Consider the following 21,884-nt stretch of genomic DNA (forward strand, 5'->3'; position numbering starts at 1 on the left):
TGTTTCGAATGGTTCCAAAACATACTTTTTTTACATCCACAACTAACGGTAGTTTTAGAGCTGTGTTGTTTCGAATGGTTCCAAAACATCATTGCGGAAATGACCTCTGCAGAAGCAGTTTTAGAGCTGTGTTGTTTCGAATGGTTCCAAAACCTAGGTCTGACCATTAACAAGATATGCAAAGTTTTAGAGCTGTGTTGTTTCGAATGGTTCCAAAACGACACGAAGCTCCCCATAGTCAAATAAATCCGATTCTTAAAAAGAGGGTCGGATTTTAGTTTTGTTTGATTTCGATTTTCTTACTATAACTTTTTTGCAACATCTGCTTGTATTTTCCTGAGATTCTGTTATAATGGTAAAATATTTATTTAGGAGGAAGAGAATGAACTATATTTTGGAAATTTTACCTAGTCTTCTAAGTGGAGCGGCAACTACCTTGCAGGTGTTTGCTTTGGTCTTGGTTTTTTCGATTCCTTTGGGAATTATGCTGGCTTTTTCGATGCAAATTCGCTTGAAGCCCCTGCAATGGCTGCTTAATATTTACATTTGGATCATGCGCGGGACGCCGCTTTTATTGCAGTTAATCTTTATTTACTATGTTTTGCCAAGTATCGGCATTCGGCTGGATCGGATTCCTGCAGCGATTATTGCCTTTACACTAAACTACGCGGCTTATTTTGCGGAGATCTTCCGTGGCGGTATTTCTTCCATTCCGACTGGACAGTACGAAGCTGCGAAGGTTTTGAAATTTACTCCTGTTCAGACGATTCGCTTGATTATTTTGCCGCAGGTCGTAAAAATTGTGCTACCAAGCGTATTTAATGAAGTCATGACTTTGGTGAAAGATACCTCTTTGGTGTATGCTTTAGGCATTTCAGACTTGATTTTGGCCAGTCGTACAGCGGCCAACCGAGATGCAAGTCTGGCACCGATGTTTGTTGCAGGCTTGATTTATTTACTCTTAATCGGTCTGGCTACGCTGGTTGCAAAACAGGTCGAAAAGAAATTTAGTTATTATAAGTAGGTGCTATTATGTTAGAATTACGAAATATTAGTAAAAAATTTGGTGATAAGCAGATTCTAAAGGATTTTAATTTGATTGTGCCTGAAAAACAAGTATTGGCCATTGTTGGACCTTCTGGCGGAGGGAAGACGACCCTTCTGCGTATGCTGGCAGGTTTGGAGACAATTGATTCGGGACAAGTAATTTATAATGGAGAGATTTTGGATGTCGCAGAGCTTGAAAAGCGTAATCTTCTAGGCTTTGTCTTTCAAGATTTTCAGCTCTTTCCTCATTTGTCTGTTTTGGAAAATTTGACCTTATCACCAATACATACAATGAATGTTTCCAAAGAAGAAGCTGAAGAGAAGGCGCAGGATCTATTGGCTCGCTTAGGCTTGTCCGAGCATGCCAAGGCCTACCCTTATTCGCTGTCAGGTGGGCAAAAACAGCGGGTCGCTTTTGCTCGTGCTATGATGATCAATCCAGAGATTATCGGATATGATGAGCCAACTTCTGCCTTGGATCCTGCCTTACGCTTGGAAGTAGAAAAACTCATCCTTCAAAATCGTGAAATGGGAATGACGCAGATTGTGGTCACACATGATTTGCAATTTGCGGAAAACATTGCGGATTCTATTCTCAAAGTCATACCAAAATAAGGGAGGTCCGAATGAAAGTAAAGAATATTCTTTTGACCTGTCTGACCCTGATCCTAACCTTCCTGCTCAGTGCTTGTAGTTCCAATGTCAGTGATCCCAGCTTGGATAACTGGAGCAAGTACGAGGAGAAAAAACAGATTACAATCGGCTTTGATAATACCTTTGTCCCCATGGGATTTGAGCAAAAAGATGGCACTTATGCAGGGTTTGACATTGATTTGGCCAATGCTGTCTTTAAGGAATATGGGATTGAGGTGAAGTGGCAGCCGATTGATTGGGATATGAAAGAAACAGAGTTGACCAACGGCACGATTGACCTTATCTGGAATGGCTATTCCGCGACGGATGAGCGAATGGAAAAGGTACAATTTACCATTCCTTATATGAAAAATGAGCAGGTTTTGGTCAGCAAAAAGTCCTCTCATATCTCACAGGCCAGTGATATGGCAGGAAAAGTATTGGGTGCCCAAACGGGATCTTCTGGCTATGTAGCATTTGAAAGCAATCCTGAAATATTGAAAACCTTTGTCAAAAATCATACAGCGACTCAGTACCAAAGCTTCAACGAGGCTTTGATTGACTTGCAAAACGACCGAATTGATGGTCTCTTGATTGACCGCGTTTATGCCAATTATTATCTGACAGAAGAAGGAATTTTAGATCAATATTCAGTCTTTTCAGTTGGATTTGAGAGCGAGGCCTTTGCGGCCGGGGCTAGAAAGGCGGACCGTACTTTAGTGGAAAAAGTAAATGCTGCTTTCGGTAAATTATACCAAGAGGGAGAATTCCAGAAAATTGCTGAAAAGTGGTTTGGAGAAGATATTGCAACAGAACAAGTGAAAGCATATAAAAACAACTAGTTTTCTGCTAGTTGTTTTTTCGTGTTTCTTGGTGGAAGATGTTTTGCCAGACTTCGTGGCGGCGCCAGAGGCTAGTATGGATGACATCTCCGATTTGATAGCGAATCAGCTTGGTTTTTTGGCTGACGGATGTAATTTCTAAATTTTTGATAGGAGAAGTTTGGGCTCTCTCTAGTTGAAATTCCTCTTTGTTCAGCTGGTGACCATCTTGGGAAATGTAGACAAAATCGGAAGATAAGAGTGCATCCAATTGACTGCCTTGGTCGACTAATTGCTCGCGCATCAGGAGTTTTTGATAGACATTATCCAGAATCTCATCTTCAGGAATAGGTGCTGGCTCAATATGAATATCAATGTCGAAGACGCCAAAGTCTTCCTTGAGCATATCCTCTACCTGGTCAGCGATTTCGTGGCTTTCAAAGACAGAGAGGTCAGGGTTCATTTCCAGTATAATATCCAGATAGATATTACTACCATAGGTTCGACCACGCTGGGACTTGACGCGTGTGATTTTAGAGATTTCCAGAATAGCACGCTTGTAATCGTCTAAAAGGTCCTGATCAAAGCCATCTGACAGGCTGAAGGAGGATTCCATAAAAATATCATAGGCTGTTTTCAGAATGAAAAAAGTAATAATAATGGCTGCTAGCTTATCAACGATAGGAAACTTCAGGGAGCTGGCAATAATAGCAACCGATGTGCCCAGAGAAGTGATGGCATCCGAGAGATTGTCCTTGGCAGCCGCATCCAGAGCTTTGGATTTTACCCTTTTGGCTAGGTTTTTATTGTAAAGATAAACACCAAACATGATGATGGCCGATACAATTCCAACAACAGCACCCACAGGATCAATCAAGGTTTCTTCCTTGTTAATGATTTTTTGAGCCGTATCAATAAGGACATTGAAACCGACAAAAAACATGATGAAAGAAGTAATCAGGCTGGCCAGATCTTCAATCTTCCAATGGCCGAAGCGGTGGTCCTTATCCGCTGGTTTTCTTGCCATACGCAGGCCGATTAAGACTGCTATATTGGCAACGATATCGGAGACGTTGTTGAAACCATCCGCCGTCAAACTGGAGGATGTCAGTGCCGCACCTGCAATGATTTTTGTAACGGATAGGCCAATGTAGGTGGCAATGGCTAGGAGGGCACCTCGTTCGGCAAGTTTGAGATTGTCACTTGGATGATTGTTCATGGCTGCTCCTTTCTAGACTACTATTATAGCTTTTTCACACTTGAATTTCAATTGAGGACAGTTGCCTTTTCGATAACAAATTCACTCGAATTTTGATATAATGGAAGCATTGATTTTCAGTTTGATTTTACATTGAAAGGATAGAAGATGAATCCCTTATTAAACGGTATGAATGACCGTCAGGCCGAAGCGGTCCAGACGACAGAAGGTCCCTTGTTGATTATGGCGGGGGCTGGTTCGGGAAAGACTCGTGTCTTGACCCACCGCATTGCCTATTTGATTGACGAGAAGATGGTCAATCCATGGAATATCCTAGCCATTACCTTTACCAATAAGGCAGCGCGGGAGATGAAGGAACGGGCAGCAGCACTCAACCCAGCTACCCAAGATTGCTTAATCGCTACCTTCCACTCCATGTGCGTGCGCATCCTGCGGCGAGAAGCAGATCATATTGGCTATAACCGTAACTTCACCATCGTTGATCCGGGCGAACAGCGGACTCTGATGAAACGAATTCTTAAAAATCTCAATCTGGATCCTAAAAAGTGGAATGAGCGCGCCATTCTGGGTACGATTTCCAATGCTAAGAACGACCTGATTGACGAGGTGGCCTATGCCAATCTAGCTGGTGATATGTACACGGAGATTGTGGCTAAGTGCTACACAGCCTATCAAAAAGAACTGCGTCAGTCTGAGGCCATGGATTTTGACGATTTGATTATGCTGACCCTGCGGCTTTTTGACCAAAATCCTGATGTCCTGACCTACTATCAGCAACGTTACCAGTACATCCATGTAGACGAGTATCAGGATACCAACCATGCTCAGTACCAGCTGGTCAAACTCTTGGCTTCTCGCTTCAAGAATATCTGCGTAGTCGGAGACGCTGACCAGTCTATCTATGGCTGGCGAGGAGCCGATATGCAGAATATCCTAGACTTTGAAAAGGATTATCCAGAAGCTAAGGTAGTTCTGCTTGAGGAAAATTATCGCTCGACTAAGACCATTCTTCAGGCGGCTAATGAAGTCATCCGAAACAACCGCAACCGTCGCCCTAAAAATCTCTGGACTCAAAACGAAGACGGTGAGGAAATTGTCTACTATCGGGCTAATGACGAGCAGGACGAGGCTCTCTTTGTCGCCCGAACTATTGATCAGCTGGGCCGAGAAGGATACAGTCATAAGGATTTTGCAGTTCTTTACCGAACCAATGCCCAGTCACGGACGGTGGAAGAAGCCCTACTCAAGGCCAATATTCCTTATACTATGGTGGGCGGCACTAAGTTCTACAGCCGTAAAGAAATCCGTGATGTTATTTCTTACCTCAATCTCATCGCCAATCCTAGCGACAATATCAGCTATGAGCGCGTGGTCAATGAGCCCAAGCGTGGTGTTGGACCAGGAACGGTGGAGAAAATTCGGAATTTTGCGTCCAGTCAGGAAATCTCCATGTTAGATGCATCGGCCAATATCATGTTGTCCTCAGTTAAAGGCAAGGCGGCTCAGGCGGTCTATGATTTTGTTAATATGCTTCTCGATTTGAGGGAGCGCTTGGACGACTTTACAGTGACGGAGCTGGTAGAAGCAGTTTTAGAAAAGACAGGTTATACTGCATCCTTGGCTGCCCAGTCAACCTTGGAAAGCCAAGCACGGATTGAAAATATTGAAGAATTCCTGTCTGTAACCAAGAACTTTGATGAAAGTCCAGATAATCCTGCTGATGAATCCGGTCTTGATAAACTCAGCCGTTTTCTCAATGACTTAGCCTTGATCGCAGATACAGATGACGGAGATACGGAGAGTTCTGAAGTGACTTTGATGACCCTCCACGCGGCCAAGGGATTGGAATTTCCAGTCGTCTTTCTGGTTGGTATGGAGGAAAATGTCTTTCCTCTGAGCCGGGCTTCTGAAGATGAGGATGAGCTAGAAGAAGAGCGGCGCCTGGCCTACGTCGGCATCACCCGAGCAGAGAAGATTCTCTATCTGACCAATGCTAATTCCCGTATGCTTTATGGTAAAACCAACTATAATCATCCTACACGCTTTTTGAGAGAAATCAGCTCAGACTTGCTAGACTATCAGGGACTGGCTCGACCGTCAAATAGCTCCTTTAAGGTTAGTTATACCAATAGTGATACCAGTCAATTCGGTCAAGGCATGAGTCTGGCCCAGGCCCTGCAAGAACGGAAGCGTCAGGCGGCACCAAGTTCCATTTCTACAGGCAGTCTCCCTTTTGGAAAGAGCGGTCAAAACCAGTCATCTAAGCCAGAAGTTGCTTGGGCTATCGGAGATATCGCCCACCATAAGAAATGGGGCGATGGGACAGTTCTGGCAGTATCTGGCAGCGGAAATAGTCAAGAGCTCAAGATTAATTTCCCAGAAGTCGGTTTGAAGAAAGTGCTGGCCAGCATAGCACCGATTGAGAAAAAATCATGATGAGGCAGTCGATTGAAGCCTGGATCTACCATCCAGAGGATCGAGAAATCTTGCTATTGAAAGTGGAAGCTGAGAAAGTTTCCTTTTGGCAACCCATTACTGGTGGGATTGAGAGTGGCGAGAGTCCAGAAGAGGCCTGCCTTCGTGAAATAAAAGAGGAGACTGGCTTGGTCTTAGCTTGTTCAAACCTGACGGGTCTTGGAGATTTTACGGTAAAGATTGATGAAAATTTGTCCATTCACAAAAATCTCTTTCTAGTTCTGACAGAACAGAAGGAAATCCAGATTTCTGATGAGCATGTAGGAGCTCAGTGGGTAGCTTTAGAAAAAGTTTCGTCGCAGTTGTACTGGCCCAGCAATCAAGCGACTTTTGAGATTATAACTGAGAAGCTATAAGATATAGCTTCTCTTTATTTCTTTTGATAAAGAAATTCTATTGGTCAAGCAGGGCGTTTAATGGTAGACTTATCACATAACTATAGTGAGGTGACCTTATGACACGTGAATTTAAATTTGAAACCCTGCAGCTTCATGCTGGACAGACAGTTGACCCGACAACTAAGTCGCGGGCTCTGCCTATTTACCAGACAACTTCCTATGTGTTTGACGATACTCAGGAGGGAGAAGATCTCTTTGCCCTACGCAAGCCTGGCAATATCTACACTCGGATTACCAATCCGACCCTGTCAGCTTTTGAGGATCGGATTGCGGCTTTGGAGGGTGGAGTCGGAGCACTAGCAACAGCTTCTGGTATGGCAGCTGTTACCTACACCATTCTAGCTTTGGCCCATGCTGGCGACCATGTAGTAGCAGCTTCCACCATCTACGGTGGTACCTTTAATCTGCTCAAAGAAACCCTGCCTCGCTATGGCATTACCACGACTTTTGTGGATATTGAAAATCTGGCTGAAGTAGAAGCAGCCATTCAGGACAATACCAAGTTGGTTCTGATTGAAAGTTTGGGCAATCCGCTGATTAATATTCCTGACTTTGATGCTTTAGCAGAGCTGGTTCATGCTCATAAAATTCCGTTGATTTCCGACAATACCTTTGCCACTCCTTATCTGATCAATGTCTTTTCTCATGGAGTGGACATCGCAGTACATTCTGCGACCAAGTTTATCGGCGGTCACGGAACCAGCATCGGAGGTGTGATTGTGGACAGTGGTCAATTTGACTGGGAAGCTTCTGGCAAGTTTCCGCAGTTCGTTGACCCAGACCCGAGCTATCATGATATCAGTTATACGCGCGATGTTGGTGCAGCAGCCTTTGTCACTGCAGTCCGGACCCAGCTCTTGCGCGATACGGGCGCAGCCATGTCCCCCTTCAATGCCTTTCTCTTCCTGCAGGGGTTGGAAACTCTCTCTTTGCGCGTAGAGCGCCATGTGTCCAACGCAGAGAAGATTGTAGAATTTTTAGCGGGGCATCCTAAGGTCGAGCAGGTCAATTATCCCAAACTTGCTGACAGTCCTTATCATGCTTTGGCAGAAAAATATTTCCCTAAAGGCGTGGGCTCAATTTTCACCTTCAATGTCAATGGCGGGGAGAAAGAAGCTCGTAAGGTTATTGACAGCCTGGAGATTTTTTCTGACTTAGCTAATGTAGCAGATGCTAAGTCCTTGGTCGTTCATCCAGCTACGACGACTCATGGTCAGATGTCGCCAGAAGATCAGCTGGCAGCAGGCATTACACCAAATCAAATACGTCTCTCTATCGGCCTGGAAAATGTGGATGACTTGATAGAGGATTTGAGAATCGCCTTGAAATCTATCTAATTTTCAAGACCTCTAGACAGAGTAAATAAGAATAAAACTAGGTTTTCGCCTAGTTTTTTGTTATAATGAGAGATATTAAAAAATAGCAGGTAATCAAAATGACAATTTCAGTGATTGTTCCGTGCTTCAATGAAGAAGAGTCTATTCCTCTGTTTCATGAAGCCATGGAAGCGGTGAAATATCAAATCCGTGACCAGTTTGAATATATTTTTGTCAATGACGGATCAACGGACCGGACCTTGGCTGTTTTGCGTGAGCTCAGCAGTCGCTGTCCTGACGTGCACTATCTGTCCTTTTCTCGTAATTTCGGAAAAGAAGCTGCCCTCTATGCTGGTTTGCAAGAGGCGAGCGGGGAATTTGTGACGGTCATGGATGTGGATTTGCAGGATCCGCCCGAGCTCCTGATTGAGATGAAGACCATGCTGGACTCGAATCCTGAGCTGGACTGTGTAGGAACTCGTCGTACTACTCGCGAGGGAGAGCCTCCAATCCGAAGCTTTTTTGCTAATTTGTTCTACAAGCTGATTAACAAGATTAGCCAAGTAGAAATGGTAGATGGTGCGCGCGACTTCCGACTGATGCGCCGTCAGATGGTAGAAGCCATTCTGGAGGTTTCAGAGTACAATCGCTTTTCTAAGGGGATTTTTGCCTGGGTGGGATTCAATATCGAATACTTGGAATACAAAAATGTTGAACGAGTGGCTGGCAAGACTTCATGGAATTTCTGGTCTCTTTTCAACTATTCTTTGGAAGGTATTGTCAATTTCTCTGATGCGCCTCTCAACATTGCCTTTTTTGGGGGTATTCTGTCTTGGATTTTAGCTTTTATCCTGATGGCGGTGATTATTATTCGTACCTTGGTTTTTGGTGATCCGACATCTGGCTGGCCGTCCCTTATGACCGTCATTCTCCTTATCGGAGGCTTCCAGCTGCTGACCATCGGTATCCTGGGCAAATACATCGGCAAAATCTTTATGGAAACCAAGCATCGCCCAATCTATGTGATTAAAGAGAAGAGTAAGTGAGTCTTTGAGAGAGTTTTTAGGGCTTAAATGACTCTTATTTAGCTGAGGAGAGATTGTGGAAAATAAAAAAATTAATATTGTCTTGTGCTTAACTTCGTTTATTTATGCGATACAGTTTTACATCAATAATAAAATCACCCCAGTAGGAGACCAAACAGCATTTTTAGAATATGCTAAGGAATTTCATTACAATTATTTATTCTTTGGGATTGATCGTTATTTCACTTGGAGCAGTAGGCTGCTCATTGAGTCAGCCACCTTATTATTTTCCGTTCACGCAAAGCTGTTTATAGCAGCAGCCTTTCTGGCAACGTTGCTTTTGATTTATGCTTTAAGGAAGCTTACCCCTTCCTTGCCCTGGCTACCAGCTTTACTAATTTTTATATTCCTTCCAGCAACGGAATTTTTAAGTGCGGGTTCTATTCCGACCTATGTCAATTACATTTTCCCTGCTTCCTTGTTGCTTTTCGCACTTTTTTTCAGAGAATCTAAAAATATTTGGATTAATATGGCTAGCCTTTTGTGCTTTTTAGTTGCTATCATGCAAGAACAATTAGCTGTCTACGCTTTTTTGTGGCTTCTGTTTGAAATTGTCCTTGCGAAGAAAGAGAAAAAACATTTAATGGGTAATCTATGCTATTTGGCACTGAGCGCTTTAGGAATATTATCAGCTAAGCTATCCCCGGGGAATGCTCTGCGTTTGGAAAAGAATATTGTCAGTTGGTTCCCTAACTTTCCGAACTTGAATATCTTCCAAAAGCTTGGGCTTGGCTTTCTGGAGACGGGTGATAATCTGCTTTCCACTGCCTTTCCTTTTGTGATGTTCTTCTTGCTTGTGCTCTTTGTCTATGCTCTTCATAAGAAAAATGTAACAGCCATAGCTCTGAGCGGTTTTGTTATGTTCAATACTTTTTCGCAAAAAATGGGCTGGAATACTATTTTTGGTACCTTAACAGGTATCAGTAAAGCAGCCAGAGAATCAGGGACATTTTCTTTTAATATCACGTATATGAGCGCAGTAGCCTTTTATGGCTTGCTGCTATTAATGATTCTTTACGCTTTGTGGCTTGTAGTTTCTGACTGTAAAGAAAAAATATGGCTGACCTATTTATTTGTAATTGGCTTTATTGGCCGCATGGTCATTTCATTATCTCCGACTCTCTACGCTTCAAGCACTCGAACCTTTTTGCCTCTGATGATAAGTCTATTCATTATTACTTGCAGATTGTTGTATTACTTATATACGGAGTATCAAAAGGAATAAGAAACTATTCTTTTGTGCTCCTACTGGATAGATTTTCCGATAATGATTCGATTGAGCAGATTTTTTCTGCTTTTTTTGATATAATAAAATCATCGAATTTTTATGATCTGAAAGGACAAACAAATGATTTTAATCACAGGTGCGAATGGACAGCTGGGAACAGAGCTCCGCTATCTTTTGGATGAGCGCAATGAAGAGTATGTGGCTGTTGATGTAGCTGAAATGGATATTACCAATGCCCAAATGGTGGACAAGGTCTTTGCGGAAGTCAAGCCAAGCTTGGTCTATCACTGCGCAGCCTATACTGCAGTTGATGCAGCTGAAGATGAAGGTAAAGAGCTGGACTATGCCATCAACGTGACCGGTACCGAAAATGTGGCAAAAGCAGCAGAAGCACATGGGGCGACCATGGTCTACATCTCAACAGACTATGTTTTTGACGGACAAAAGCCTGTCGGCGAGGAATGGGAAGTAGACGATCGACCAGATCCACAGACCGAGTATGGTCGTACCAAGCGCATGGGTGAGGAGCTGGTTGAGAAATATTCCAGCCGTTTCTATATTATCCGTACTGCTTGGGTCTTTGGTAACTACGGTAAAAACTTTGTCTTTACCATGCAAAATCTTGCTAAGACGCACAAAACTCTGACCGTAGTTAATGACCAGCATGGCCGTCCGACTTGGACTCGTACGCTGGCTGAATTTATGACCTATCTGGCTGAAAATCAAAAGGAATTTGGTTATTACCATTTGTCTAATGATGCGGCTGAGGACACCACTTGGTATGACTTTGCAGTGGAAATTCTCAAAGATACAGATGTGGAAGTCCAGCCTGTTGATTCCAGCAAATTCCCGGCTAAGGCTAAGCGACCTTTCAACTCCACTATGAGCCTGGCCAAGGCTAAGGCTACAGGCTTTGTCATTCCGACTTGGCAAGATGCTTTGAAAGAGTTTTACAAGCAGGAAGTAAGGAAATAAACATCGAGCAACCTTGTGGTTGCTTTTTTTAAGGGGAATTTATGGTATAATTGGATAAAGTTTTATTTACAATGAAAGAGAGTTTGATTATATTGAAAGTGGTATCGCCACAAAAGATTTTCTTTTGGAATATTCTTGGTAGCCTGTCTTCAGCAGCTGTATCTGTTATTTTATTATTTATAGTGACTCGTACTTTATCTAGTGAGTCAGCCGATCTATATAGTTTTGCTTATGCAATTGCGAATTTACTAGTTATTGTTGCAGGGTTTCAGGTAAGGGATTTTCAAGCGACAGATATTAAAGAAAAATATTCATTTGATGCCTATTTAACTACGAGGTTTCTAACTAATATTTTAATGACACTAATTTTATTAGGTTATTTAATTTTAAATTCTTCTACTCATGCAAATTTTTGGATTATATTTTGGGTATCATTTTTTAGAGTGAGTGAGGCGCTTTCGGATGTGTTTCAAGGCTTGTTCCAACAGAAGGAGCGATTAGATATAGCCGGTCAATCACTATTTTTTAGAAATATAATTGCAACTGTAATATTTGCTTTTTCGTTACTGTTTTCTAAAAATCTCCTTTTATCTGTTGTGTTTCAAACACTAGCCTCTTTTACAGTAGTTCTTTTGTTTGATTTTCCAAAATCTAAGTTGTTTCATCGTATTAATATCTCTACAGTAAAGCTCAAAGATATTTATAGTATTTTAAAGGACTGCTTACCTTTATTTATAAATGCTTTTTTATTAGTTTCAATCTATAACCAACCTAAGTATGCATTAAACGATATTTTTAATAGGGGATTGATTGAAGCGGGAGTACAGAGAGACTTTAGTATTTTATTCACTCCAATTTTTGCAATGAATCTAATGATTGTTTTTTTACGCCCTATGGTTACACAACTAGCAATTTTCAAGGAAGAGAATAAAATTTCTCATTTTATTACGTATAAAAATAATTTGTTTAAGATTTTATGGGGAACAAGTGTTTTGATTTGTCTTGGCGGGGCGATTGCTGCTATACCTATTTTAAATATCATTTATGGAACAAGGTTGGATCAATATCAAATTAGTTTCGTCATTCTTTTGTTAGGTGGTATTGCTAGTACGTTTTCTACAGTATGTGATAATATTTTAACTGTTTTTAGAAAACATCATTATTTAGTCATTTCATTCTTAGCGGGGTATCTTGTATCCATTCTTACAGCTGAACCACTAGTATCCCAATACGGAATTTTTGGAGCCTCTTTGTCTTTCCTTATCTCTATGATTGCTTGGTTGAGTGTCTCGCTAATTATTTATTTTATGACGAATCCATATACTTTTTTGAGAAGGAAAAAATAAGAAACTTATGAAATTTTCAATTATTATACCTGCCTATAATGTAGCGGATTATTTAGAAAAATGTGTTAAGAGTGTCTTAATTCAAGAATTTAAAGATTATGAAATTTTAATCATAAATGATGGGTCAACTGACGCTACTGCAATAGTCGCTGATAAATTGTCTGTGGAGAATACCAATAAAGTAAGGGTGTTAAATCAAACAAACGGCGGAGCTTCAAAAGCAAGAAATACAGGTATTGAGTCTGCTCGGGGAGAGTACTTATTGTTTTTAGATGGTGATGACTTTTGGAGTGATCAACACTTTTTGAATCAACTTGACGAAATAACTACAGAATGCATTGATGATGTTATCGTTTTTGGTTACAGTTATTTTTATGATGATAGAATTATAGATTTCCCTATATCTATGTTTGAGGAAAATATTTTAAAAGCTACTTGCTTTGGAATATTTAATGGTCCAAATTGGAATAAGTGTGTATCGAAAAAATTATTTCAAAACGGCTTAAAATTTCCAGAGGGAATGGTATCTGAGGATAGTTTATATTGTTCTCGGATCTTAAAAATGACAAAGAAATTTTCAATTCTTAATAGTACTCAATACATGTATCAACAGAACCGCAAAGGAAGTTTGACTAATGTCGTGAAAGAAAAAAATGTTCAAGATACTCTTGAAGGAATCAGGACGGGACTTTCTGACTTGAAAAACTATTCAGTTGAAATTCAAAAAGCTTTAAATATCTATTTTGCAATCTCATATATCTCTATATTACCTTATGTAAATCAATACATTGATAATTTGAAAATTAAGGAGTTGCTTTACCAGTATAAATATTTGCTAAAGTATGCAAATTATATAGAGAACCGAGCATTTAAGTTAACAGGCCTAGTAGCCAAGTTATTTGGGATAAAGTTTTCGATAAAACTATTTCCTGTTTTATTGAAGTTTTATAAATAGATTAGTCCAGTTACGAAAGGGGAAATATGTCTAAACCAGCTATTTCAGTTATTGTTCCAGTTTATAATGCACAAGATGGAATTAAACGCTGTGTAGATTCTCTTTTGAATCAATCATTTAAGAATTTTGAAATTATTTTTCTAAACGATGGTTCGAAAGATAACTCTTTAAATATTTTAAAAGACTATGAAGTGAAGTATAGTTTTATAAGAGTAATTGATAAACAAAACGAAGGAGTGGCATTAACTAGAAATAAAGGAATTCTTCTAGCTGAGGGAGAATATATTATGTTCATGGATAATGATGATTTTGTTGATAGCGATTATATTGAAACTTTTTATCAGGCTATCCATGGGAAAAGGCTAGACTTAGTTATTGGTGGCTACAAGCGCGTTAATCAGGATAACCAAATCATCTTTAGTCAAGACATACAACAATCAGAGTGGTCCAAATATATTATAATGGCTCCTTGGGCCAAAATTTACCGGACTGAGTTCTTGAGAAAAAACAATCTAGAATTTTTTGACTATGGTATAGGAGAAGATATTATTTTTAATCTAACTGCCTATAAGACAACGGATAAAATAGGATTGTTGGACTATAAAGGATATAATTGGTATTACAATAGTCAGAGTATTTCTAATACTTCTCAGAGAGGTTTTTCTCCTGAAATTGATATTTTAGTTCTTTTTGCAAAAATATTAGAGTTGGGTCAGCCATCTGAGTTAGTAGTATATTACTTGAAAAGGTATTACGTTTGGTACTTACTTTTTTCAGGGAGAGCCTCATCAGATCAGGAGTTTATTCATCAGTATATTAGGATTAAAAAATGGTTAAAAGAGAATAAACTCATCAGTACGATTTCTCCCTTGTCTAAGAAGGTTCAGGGTGAAAGGTTTCAGACTAAAATTTCACTTATTGTTTTTTTGAGCTTAGAGAAGTTAAGGTTAGTTCCATTATTTGCTAAAATTTATTGTAAAGGGAAGAAAGATAATTGAAAGTTTTAATGATAATTCCTGCTTATAATGAGGAGGAAAGTATTTTAAATACGGTTTTGAGCATTATAGAATATCGGAAGAAAGTTGATTTTGACTTAGACTATGTGGTCATCAATGATGGGTCAGTTGACAGAACTAAGGAGATTTTGGACAGTCATAATCTGAATGCTATTCATTTAGTGATGAATTTAGGGATTGGCGGAGCTGTTCAGACCGGTTATAAGTATGCACTTGAGAAGAATTATGATGTGGCCGTACAGTTTGACGGAGATGGCCAGCATGATATTGAGTCGCTGGATGCTTTGCTGGAGCCTATTCGTCGTCAGCAGGCAGATTTGGTTGTTGGTTCTCGTTTTATTGGTGACAAGGCTTCAGAATTTCAGACCACTTTTATGCGTCGTTTTGGCATTACTATTATCTCGGCTTTTATTAAATTAACAACAGGCAAAAGGATTCTGGATGCCACATCAGGCTATCGTTTGGCCAATCGAGACATTATTCGACAATTCGCTGCGCGCTATCCTATCAAATATCCTGAGCCAGAATCAATCGTCCATCTCTTGAAGCGAAAATATACAGTGGTGGAAGCACCGGCCAATATGTTTGAACGCGCAGGAGGAGTATCTTCGATTACTCCGATTAAGTCCATTCGCTACATGATTGAGGTTTGCTCTTCGATCTTGATTGCTGCTTTTATGAAAGAGAGTGAATAATGTCCATTTTGTCTATTGTTATGCTAGTGGCTTCAGTTCTATTCCTGTATTTTGTCTTTCGGAATATCAATCAAAACAATATTTTGTTTGAGCAAGCCTTTATGTGGATTATTATTGGCTTTGTACTGATTGTTATCTCTATTTTTGATTGGATTCCAGTTTCGATTGCCAAATTGTTAGGTTTTGAACTGACCTCAAACTTTGTCATGTCCTTGGCTATCTTTTTCCTGCTGATTATCGTGTTTTTGCATACTATTGCCATTTCCAAGCAAAAGGAGCAAATCAAGCAGTTGGTGCAAGAACTGTCCATCATGAAACAAAGAATGTCTAAGTTAGAGAGTGAAAAAGATGAAAAATAACCATACCTGGGTGATTTGCGCCTATGGCGAAAGTGAATTCTTAGAAGATTGTATCTTGTCTCTGCAAGCTCAAACTTTGTCATCAAAGATTATCTGCTATAGCTCAACACCGCTGGATTCAATCAAACAGCTGTGCCAGAAGTATGGTATTCCTTTTTATACGAAAGAAGGCGGTGGTATTGGCAGGGACTGGAACAATGCCCTTTACTTTGTTGAGACTCCTTATGCTACTATTGCCCACCAGGACGATTACTATGAGCCTGCTTACTTAGAGGCTGTAATGCAGAAGATAGAGCAGTCTAAGGACGTTCTCATTGCCTATACGGACTATTTTGAAGAGAAAAATGGGGTCAAAATTCCAGCTAACACCAATCTGAAAATCAAGACTTTCATGCTCAAAACACTGAACCTGATGCCATCTAGCCATTTTTGGAGAAATCGGGTGCTGGCTTTCGGCAATCCCATTTCCTGTCCGGCGGTGACTTACAATTTAGAGGCATTAAGGGATTTCCGATTTGATGAGGAAATGCGCGTGAGTCTGGATTGGTACGCTTGGTACAAGATTAGCGCCTATAAGGGTCGCTTTGCTTATATTTCTGAGAAGCTTATGTGCCACCGGATTCATGGAGAGTCTGAAACAACCAAAACTATTTCAGATAATACGAGGACCAAAGAAGACTTGTTCATGTATCAGCTTTTCTGGCCTAAGTGGGTTGCTCATCTGATAAATAAAGCATACATGAAGAGTCAAGATGCTAACTCGAACTAATATAGTTATTTACAAGGAAAGTATATGAAAGATTTAATATCTGTTGTTGTAACATGTTACAACCATCAAGACTACATTGAACAGTGTTTGCGCAGTATTTTTGGGCAGACCTATCAAAATATCGAGTTACTGGTATTGGATGATGGTTCCACAGACAAGTCCGCCCAGATTATCCAAGAAACTTTGCAAGATTCCCCTTTCCCGACGAGGTTTGAAAGTCATGAAAATATGGGGGTCGTCAAGACAAGAAATAAGGCTTTGCAGCAAATTCAAGGAACTTATTTTATTTTTGTGGATAGTGACGATTTTCTGGATTCAGACTATATTGAGAGCTTCTACACAACCATGATGCAAGAGGAAGCAGATATTGTCTATGGGGATTTGTATGATCCTGATAAAAAGGAAGTTTACCTTGAATCCCGACCATTTGACAAGCAGGCTTTCTTAACGGAGAATTATATTTCCAACTGTTCCCTCATTCGTCGTTCAGTTGCTGATGGTATTTATTATGACGAAGCGCTGAATCGTGAAAAATTGGAAGACTATGATTTTCTTTTAAACTTAATTATCAATCAAGGTGCGAAACCTGTTTATGATGCAAATACAAAGCTGAATTATCGGGTCTTTGACAAGGACTCTATCTCTAAACGAGATTCTACTCGTTACCATTACGAGATCTATCTGAAAATCTTGCGTAAGTATGTTAAACAGTTGCCAGATGAGATTTATCAAGCTCTGTCTGAAAACATCTTTACTCTGGAAGGTCGACTGGAAAATTTAATTCAGCATATGAATCAGGTATCCGACTATGTCCAAGATTTGAGAGAGAATTGGGAGTACGATAGTAAACTGATTTATCAATATCAGGATGACATTGATGAATTACGTAACTCACTCTCATATCGTGTTGGGAATGCTATCGTCACTCCAATTAAGCGAGTAGGGCAGATTGTCCAAAATCCGCGGAATATCCGAACTGCCCTATCTCAAATGAAGCGGCAGTACATTACCATAAAAAGAAACATCAAACCGCCAAAAAACTATTATTATCGAGTTTTACGGAATTCTCAGCGAAAACATCTTCAACAAGTGACTGGCAAAAAGTGCCTAATCTACGTCATTTTTGAGGCAGAAGAGAATCTTCAGCGCTACAAGATTCTATTTTTAGAGAAATTAGCAGCTTTGGTAGATGAAACGTTGATTGTGGTAAATGGAGGATTGAAACCGGAGGATTTATCTGTCTTAGAACAATATGGACAAGTTCTGGTAAGAGATAATACAGGTTATGATGCTGCGGCATTTAGGGAAGGTATTTTAACCATTGGTAAGGAAAAGCTGCAAACTTCTTCTCAGCTTCTGCTAGTCAATGATACGAATATTGGTCCAATGAGAGATTTGAATGAAGTCTTCCAAACAATGGCGGATAGAAATCTTGATTTCTGGGGGATTTCCTTTGGTGAAGTACAGGAAGATGCAACAAATTTCAATCAATATGGCTATATTCCAGAGCATCTGCAATCTTATTTTCTAGTTATTGAGCCTTTATTACTTCGGTCAGAGGAATTTTTCGACTATTGGAACAATCTAACCGATACGGATTCGCGTGACAAGGCTATTGGGAAACACGAAACAACTTTTACTAAGTATTTCGCAGATTTGGGTTATCGATATGATGCTTTGGTGTCTGAAAACAAAGACAGTGCTATGTATATTCATCCTTTGAGAATGCTTAGGGCTGGTAGTCCTTTGGTTAAATACACCTCATTACAAAATTATAATGCGCAACAATTCCGTTGGCAGGGGCTAGAAAGACGAACAGAAGTACCTGATTTGCTCAATTATGTGCGAAAAGAAACAGATTATCCAGTTGAAATTTTGGATAATATTGTACAAAAATTCAAATCAATTTCGAGAGAGCAGTTTATTCTGATTATTGATGGAGTTGAAAATATTATTCCTCAATGTACGCGCTACCGAGTGCTTAACAAAGCAGAACAGTTGAGAAAAAACGGTTTCACGGTCAAAGTAGTAAATTTATCTGAGTTTGAGATTTCTCAGGCTCAGCATGCTAGTCATATTATTATCTATCGAGCTCCGTGGTCTTATCAACTTCAATTCTTGTGCGATACAGCTAGAAGAGATAAAAAACCAGTTTATTTTGACATTGATGATTTGGTTTTTGATACAGTTTATACAGATCAGTTGAGCTATACTCAAGGCTTATCAGAAAAGGACAAGGGCAACTATGATGCTGGTGTCAAAAATTATGGCAAGATGTTAGCTGCTTGTGATGGCGCGATTACTTCGACTTTCCAACTAAAGGAAGAGTTGCTCAAATATAAAGATAAGGTATTACTGAACAGAAATCGAGCTTCCAGTGACTTGATTGAAATCAGTTCTCACTTTATCAAAGATTATGGTCAGCAGGATTCAAAAGTCAAGATTGGCTATTTTTCAGGCTCTATCAGCCACAATGAAAATTTTGAATTGATAAAGCCAGCCATCCAATCCTTGCTTGAAACTTACAAAAATGTGGAACTCCATATCGTCGGCCATTTAGATATTCCAGAGGATATGAAGCCTTACCAACAGCAGATTGTTGTCCATGACTATGTTGACTGGAAGGATTTACCTCAGCTGATCAGTCGAGTGGATATTAATCTAGCCCCACTAGTTGACTCGGTCTTTAATCGGGCTAAGTCTGAAATCAAATGGATGGAGGCTGCTTTAGTAAAAGTTCCAACAGTTGCTAGTCACATTGGAGCCTTCTCTGATATGGTAAAAGATGGGGAGACTGGACTTTTAGCTAAAGATGGAGAGTGGAAAGAAAAATTAGAGAGTTTGATTCTTTCATCTGACCTACGTCGGGAATTAGCAGAAAATGCCTATGATTTTGTTCTTGAAAACTGCAGTTTAGATAGTAAAGATGAAATGGTGAATGATTTTGAAAAGAAGTAAGACGATAAAAATAGAAAATATCTTTTTGGTCTTGGCGACGGTCTTTGTCATGACATTTATGGTGGTTCAACCGATCAACCGTGTTCCAGATGAAACGAATCACGCCCGCATGACTTGGGAGATTTTCCATAAGCCAACAGAGAAAACCTACAAGTGGATGGAAAATATCTCTGCGGAACCGAATGTTTCCCCAGCAGAGTATAAGAAGCTTTTTACGGAAAAATTGGATTTATCTCAGGAAGAATTTACTTTGGGGATTAATCTCAAGACGATTTCCTTTTTTCCGCAGCTCATTGGCATGACCTTGGGAACGTTTATCTATCCATCAGTGGGAGTTATTCTCATGATGGGGCGATTTTTTAACGGCCTAGCCTATATTTTGGGTGTTTACTTCCTGATTAAGTATTTTAAGTATGGCAAGAAAGCTCTCTGTTTCATTTCGCTTCTGCCAATTATGGTTCAGCAGGCAGCTTCTCTCTCCTATGATGTAATGAACTATTTGGAGATCATGCTGGTCATTGGTTTTTTCACTAATATTGCTTCCAGCAAGAAATTTAACAATAAGAATTTTATCCAGCTTTTGGTCATATCCGTCGGACTCTTTGCAACCAAACTGAACAATGTCTTATTGCTAGGCTTACTACCTTTCATTGATTTTGAAATTGAAGGATTCTTAGCTGTTTTGAACAAGCCTTTTCTTGCGACCAAGGCATTTATTGGTCGTCATCGCTATGTTTTTTACAGTTTGGCTTTTGTTGCTGTTTTCTTAGCCTTGCATTTGCTTTTTCGTCATCAAGGAGGGCTCTTCAACTACAGTAGGGTTCTGCTTAACACCTTGTTTAAACAGCGCATGAACGGTGACCTTAATACCATATTGACCATTGGTCTCTTTGGATTTTTGGGTAATTTCACCATTCAGTTGCCCCTGTGGCTAATCTTTCTTGATGTAGCAGTACTGACGATCATCTTCTTACAGTCTAAGAAGGATTTTATGACGAAATCTTATGCAACTGTCTCTGCTTATCTTTTCCTTTTGCAGGTTATTGCTGTTGTCACCATCATGTATCTAGAGTGGACTCCGATTGTTTTAGGAAAAGGTGCTCAGATATCCGTTGGAACTCAGGGCCGCTATTTCACGCCTTTCCTAATTCTCTTCTTACCCCTTCTTGCGAATATGGGCAAGCTAGAGATTCAGGAGCGAACGGTTAAAAACTTGCTTATAGGCACTTTGTCAGCTAACTTTTTAATTTCAATCTATTTAATGATTCCATTCTATTGGAATTGGTAAGGATAAGCTATGAAGAAAAACATTTTATTCATTTCGCCGACTGGAACCTTGGATAATGGGGCAGAGATTTCTATTTTCCATCTGATGAAGTATTTGGTTCAAGATGGCTATCACGTTATCAATGCGATACCAGATTATCATGTCCAAGTCCAGCAAGACTATATTTCTACTCTTGCAAAAGAAGGAATTAGAACCATTGCTCTGCCATCTGTCAAATGGTGGTGGGAGGCTGCACCAGGTGGTCTTCCTGGAACTCATGAAGAGAGGGTAAACTCTTACCAAGAAAATATTGCTGCGCTGAGAAAGTTAATGGTAGATAGCCATATTGACTTGGTCATTACAAATACAGTTAATATGTTTCAAGGAGCAGTAGCAGCAGCTTGTGAAAATATTCCGCATTTCTGGCTGATTCATGAATTTCCCGAAGGAGAATTTGGTTATTATAAAGAGAAAATTGATTTTGTAGATGAATATTCTAAGGAGATTTTTGCGGTGACAGGTTCTCTGCAAAAAAGACTAGCCCAGCTTCTCCCTCATAGAAAAATTCGTTCCTTTGCCCCTTTTACCGAGATCAAAGCTGAAAAGGAGCAAAAACTTGCTGGAAATGAGTGTCGTATCCTGTCAGTTGGTCGTCTGACAGAGAGAAAAAATCAACTAGAACTCCTTCAAGCTTATACAAAACTCTCTCAGCCAAGACCGGAACTAGTCTTTATTGGGGCTTGGGACAATGAATATAAGAATAAGTGTGACTCCTATATAGATGAACATCAGTTAGAAAATATCCAGTTTTTAGGATATCGTGATAATCCTTGGGCTGAGGCAACAACAGCCGATGTGGCAGTTTTTCCATCCGCTATGGAGACCTTTGGCCTAGTCTACATAGAATCCATTATGAATGGCTTACCAACCATTCTATCAGATAATCCAGGCCACCTGTCAGCCTATGAAATGTTCGAGGAAGGCCAACTCTATCCTACGGGAAATGTAGATGAATTAACAAATCAAATCCAGCAATGTTTAGAAAATTTCGAATACTTGAAGAAGCGCTCTTTAGATAACGTAGAAAGAGTAAAGAATCTTTACAAGGTTTCCAGTGTTTATCATGACATCTTAGAGGTAATCGCTCAGTCTGACACTACTAGTGGACATTCTTTACGACATATAAAATTTTTATTTGAACCGCGTCCTTCCCTTTCGCCAATAAGTGCTCTCTTGAACAAAGTAAAGAAAAAAATAAGTTGTTTTAAAAGTTAAAGAATGTTTTTAAGTGGTAGTAGCCTACTACGGATGCTAGGAAAGTC

Annotated in this window: 19 protein-coding genes and 1 CRISPR repeat array (1 of these 20 running past the window's edge); of the genes, 18 read left to right on the forward strand and 1 reads right to left on the reverse strand. The window is 39.9% G+C overall.

Going from position 1 to position 21,884, the window contains the following annotated elements:
- Nucleotides 1-219: direct repeats of the CRISPR family, unit length 36 nt; unit sequence GTTTTAGAGCTGTGTTGTTTCGAATGGTTCCAAAAC; it begins 1,005 nt to the left of the window's first position.
- A gap of 163 nt (nucleotides 220-382) precedes the next feature.
- From FXF62_RS06695 to FXF62_RS06705, 3 genes are read left to right on the forward strand one after another with little or no spacing between them, the layout of a single operon-like run.
- The gene (locus tag FXF62_RS06695) at nucleotides 383-1,024 is read left to right on the forward strand and encodes an amino acid ABC transporter permease (RefSeq protein ID WP_149518154.1); all 642 of its coding nucleotides are present in this window, start codon (nucleotides 383-385) and stop codon (nucleotides 1,022-1,024) included.
- Nucleotides 1,025-1,032: 8 nt separating this feature from the next.
- A complete protein-coding gene (locus FXF62_RS06700) occupies nucleotides 1,033-1,662 on the forward strand; it encodes an amino acid ABC transporter ATP-binding protein (protein ID WP_149518155.1) in 630 nt (209 codons plus the stop codon).
- Nucleotides 1,663-1,673: 11 nt separating this feature from the next.
- Entirely contained in the window at nucleotides 1,674-2,522 is an 849-nt protein-coding gene (locus FXF62_RS06705; protein WP_149518156.1) for an amino acid ABC transporter substrate-binding protein, read from the forward strand.
- A gap of 7 nt (nucleotides 2,523-2,529) precedes the next feature.
- On the opposite strand, the gene FXF62_RS06710 is transcribed toward FXF62_RS06705, so the two are convergent.
- Nucleotides 2,530-3,720: a cation diffusion facilitator family transporter gene (locus tag FXF62_RS06710; RefSeq protein ID WP_149518157.1), complete on the reverse strand. Its 1,191-nt coding sequence runs from the start codon at nucleotides 3,718-3,720 to the stop codon at nucleotides 2,530-2,532.
- Between the two features lie 147 nt (nucleotides 3,721-3,867).
- On the opposite strand from FXF62_RS06710, the gene pcrA reads away from it, so the two are divergent.
- The 15 genes from pcrA (at nucleotide 3,868) to FXF62_RS06785 (ending at nucleotide 21,837) form a co-directional block, all read left to right on the forward strand.
- Nucleotides 3,868-6,156 (forward strand): DNA helicase PcrA, encoded by a 2,289-nt coding sequence (gene pcrA / locus FXF62_RS06715; protein ID WP_149518158.1) that lies wholly within the window; start codon nucleotides 3,868-3,870, stop codon nucleotides 6,154-6,156.
- Entirely contained in the window at nucleotides 6,153-6,551 is a 399-nt protein-coding gene (locus FXF62_RS06720; protein WP_149518159.1) for an NUDIX hydrolase, read from the forward strand. The genes pcrA and FXF62_RS06720 overlap by 4 nt, the downstream gene beginning before the upstream one ends.
- Before the next feature lie 98 nt (nucleotides 6,552-6,649).
- The gene (locus FXF62_RS06725) at nucleotides 6,650-7,930 is read left to right on the forward strand and encodes an O-acetylhomoserine aminocarboxypropyltransferase/cysteine synthase family protein (protein ID WP_149518160.1); all 1,281 of its coding nucleotides are present in this window, start codon (nucleotides 6,650-6,652) and stop codon (nucleotides 7,928-7,930) included.
- A gap of 98 nt (nucleotides 7,931-8,028) precedes the next feature.
- Nucleotides 8,029-8,955 (forward strand): glycosyltransferase family 2 protein, encoded by a 927-nt coding sequence (locus FXF62_RS06730; protein ID WP_149518161.1) that lies wholly within the window; start codon nucleotides 8,029-8,031, stop codon nucleotides 8,953-8,955.
- Nucleotides 8,956-9,010: 55 nt separating this feature from the next.
- Nucleotides 9,011-10,219, forward strand: coding sequence for a beta-carotene 15,15'-monooxygenase (locus FXF62_RS06735; protein ID WP_149518162.1), 1,209 nt, complete (start codon nucleotides 9,011-9,013; stop codon nucleotides 10,217-10,219).
- A gap of 123 nt (nucleotides 10,220-10,342) precedes the next feature.
- Complete coding sequence (rfbD, locus tag FXF62_RS06740) at nucleotides 10,343-11,197, forward strand: dTDP-4-dehydrorhamnose reductase (protein WP_148887587.1); 855 nt, start codon at nucleotides 10,343-10,345, stop codon at nucleotides 11,195-11,197.
- Between the two features lie 71 nt (nucleotides 11,198-11,268).
- Entirely contained in the window at nucleotides 11,269-12,543 is a 1,275-nt protein-coding gene (locus FXF62_RS06745) for an oligosaccharide flippase family protein (RefSeq protein ID WP_149518180.1), read from the forward strand.
- Nucleotides 12,544-12,550: 7 nt separating this feature from the next.
- Nucleotides 12,551-13,498: a glycosyltransferase family 2 protein gene (locus tag FXF62_RS06750; protein ID WP_149518163.1), complete on the forward strand. Its 948-nt coding sequence runs from the start codon at nucleotides 12,551-12,553 to the stop codon at nucleotides 13,496-13,498.
- A 26-nt stretch (nucleotides 13,499-13,524) separates the two neighbouring features.
- Complete coding sequence (locus FXF62_RS06755) at nucleotides 13,525-14,496, forward strand: glycosyltransferase family 2 protein (protein WP_149518164.1); 972 nt, start codon at nucleotides 13,525-13,527, stop codon at nucleotides 14,494-14,496.
- Entirely contained in the window at nucleotides 14,493-15,209 is a 717-nt protein-coding gene (locus FXF62_RS06760; protein WP_187984251.1) for a glycosyltransferase family 2 protein, read from the forward strand. Before FXF62_RS06755 ends, FXF62_RS06760 begins: the two co-directional genes overlap by 4 nt.
- Nucleotides 15,209-15,568 carry a DUF2304 domain-containing protein gene (locus FXF62_RS06765; protein ID WP_037616351.1) on the forward strand — a complete coding sequence of 120 codons (360 nt, stop codon included), beginning with the start codon at nucleotides 15,209-15,211 and terminating at the stop codon, nucleotides 15,566-15,568. The genes FXF62_RS06760 and FXF62_RS06765 overlap by 1 nt, the downstream gene beginning before the upstream one ends.
- Complete coding sequence (locus tag FXF62_RS06770) at nucleotides 15,558-16,337, forward strand: glycosyltransferase family 2 protein (protein ID WP_149518165.1); 780 nt, start codon at nucleotides 15,558-15,560, stop codon at nucleotides 16,335-16,337. The genes FXF62_RS06765 and FXF62_RS06770 overlap by 11 nt, the downstream gene beginning before the upstream one ends.
- Before the next feature lie 24 nt (nucleotides 16,338-16,361).
- Nucleotides 16,362-19,295 carry a rhamnan synthesis F family protein gene (locus tag FXF62_RS06775; RefSeq protein ID WP_149518166.1) on the forward strand — a complete coding sequence of 978 codons (2,934 nt, stop codon included), beginning with the start codon at nucleotides 16,362-16,364 and terminating at the stop codon, nucleotides 19,293-19,295.
- A complete protein-coding gene (locus FXF62_RS06780) occupies nucleotides 19,282-20,583 on the forward strand; it encodes a DUF2142 domain-containing protein (RefSeq protein WP_187984254.1) in 1,302 nt (433 codons plus the stop codon). The genes FXF62_RS06775 and FXF62_RS06780 overlap by 14 nt, the downstream gene beginning before the upstream one ends.
- A 9-nt stretch (nucleotides 20,584-20,592) precedes the next feature.
- Nucleotides 20,593-21,837 carry a glycosyltransferase family 4 protein gene (locus FXF62_RS06785; RefSeq protein WP_149518167.1) on the forward strand — a complete coding sequence of 415 codons (1,245 nt, stop codon included), beginning with the start codon at nucleotides 20,593-20,595 and terminating at the stop codon, nucleotides 21,835-21,837.
- Nucleotides 21,838-21,884 lie beyond the last annotated feature (47 nt).

Source organism: Streptococcus cristatus (assembly GCF_008369405.1).
GTDB classification, from domain to species: Bacteria; Bacillota; Bacilli; order Lactobacillales; family Streptococcaceae; genus Streptococcus; species Streptococcus cristatus_G.

Coding starts and splice junctions, on each gene's coding strand:
- pcrA (WP_149518158.1), top strand. CDS start 3,868: ATGAATCCCTTATTAAACGGTATGAATGACCGTCAGGCCGAAGCGGTC.
- FXF62_RS06765 (WP_037616351.1), top strand. CDS start 15,209: ATGTCCATTTTGTCTATTGTTATGCTAGTGGCTTCAGTTCTATTCCTG.
- FXF62_RS06695 (WP_149518154.1), top strand. CDS start 383: ATGAACTATATTTTGGAAATTTTACCTAGTCTTCTAAGTGGAGCGGCA.
- FXF62_RS06775 (WP_149518166.1), top strand. CDS start 16,362: ATGAAAGATTTAATATCTGTTGTTGTAACATGTTACAACCATCAAGAC.
- FXF62_RS06725 (WP_149518160.1), top strand. CDS start 6,650: ATGACACGTGAATTTAAATTTGAAACCCTGCAGCTTCATGCTGGACAG.
- FXF62_RS06710 (WP_149518157.1), bottom strand. CDS start 3,720: ATGAACAATCATCCAAGTGACAATCTCAAACTTGCCGAACGAGGTGCC.
- FXF62_RS06745 (WP_149518180.1), top strand. CDS start 11,269: ATGAAAGAGAGTTTGATTATATTGAAAGTGGTATCGCCACAAAAGATT.
- FXF62_RS06705 (WP_149518156.1), top strand. CDS start 1,674: ATGAAAGTAAAGAATATTCTTTTGACCTGTCTGACCCTGATCCTAACC.
- FXF62_RS06700 (WP_149518155.1), top strand. CDS start 1,033: ATGTTAGAATTACGAAATATTAGTAAAAAATTTGGTGATAAGCAGATT.
- FXF62_RS06750 (WP_149518163.1), top strand. CDS start 12,551: ATGAAATTTTCAATTATTATACCTGCCTATAATGTAGCGGATTATTTA.
- FXF62_RS06770 (WP_149518165.1), top strand. CDS start 15,558: ATGAAAAATAACCATACCTGGGTGATTTGCGCCTATGGCGAAAGTGAA.
- FXF62_RS06720 (WP_149518159.1), top strand. CDS start 6,153: ATGATGAGGCAGTCGATTGAAGCCTGGATCTACCATCCAGAGGATCGA.
- FXF62_RS06785 (WP_149518167.1), top strand. CDS start 20,593: ATGAAGAAAAACATTTTATTCATTTCGCCGACTGGAACCTTGGATAAT.
- FXF62_RS06730 (WP_149518161.1), top strand. CDS start 8,029: ATGACAATTTCAGTGATTGTTCCGTGCTTCAATGAAGAAGAGTCTATT.
- FXF62_RS06755 (WP_149518164.1), top strand. CDS start 13,525: ATGTCTAAACCAGCTATTTCAGTTATTGTTCCAGTTTATAATGCACAA.
- rfbD (WP_148887587.1), top strand. CDS start 10,343: ATGATTTTAATCACAGGTGCGAATGGACAGCTGGGAACAGAGCTCCGC.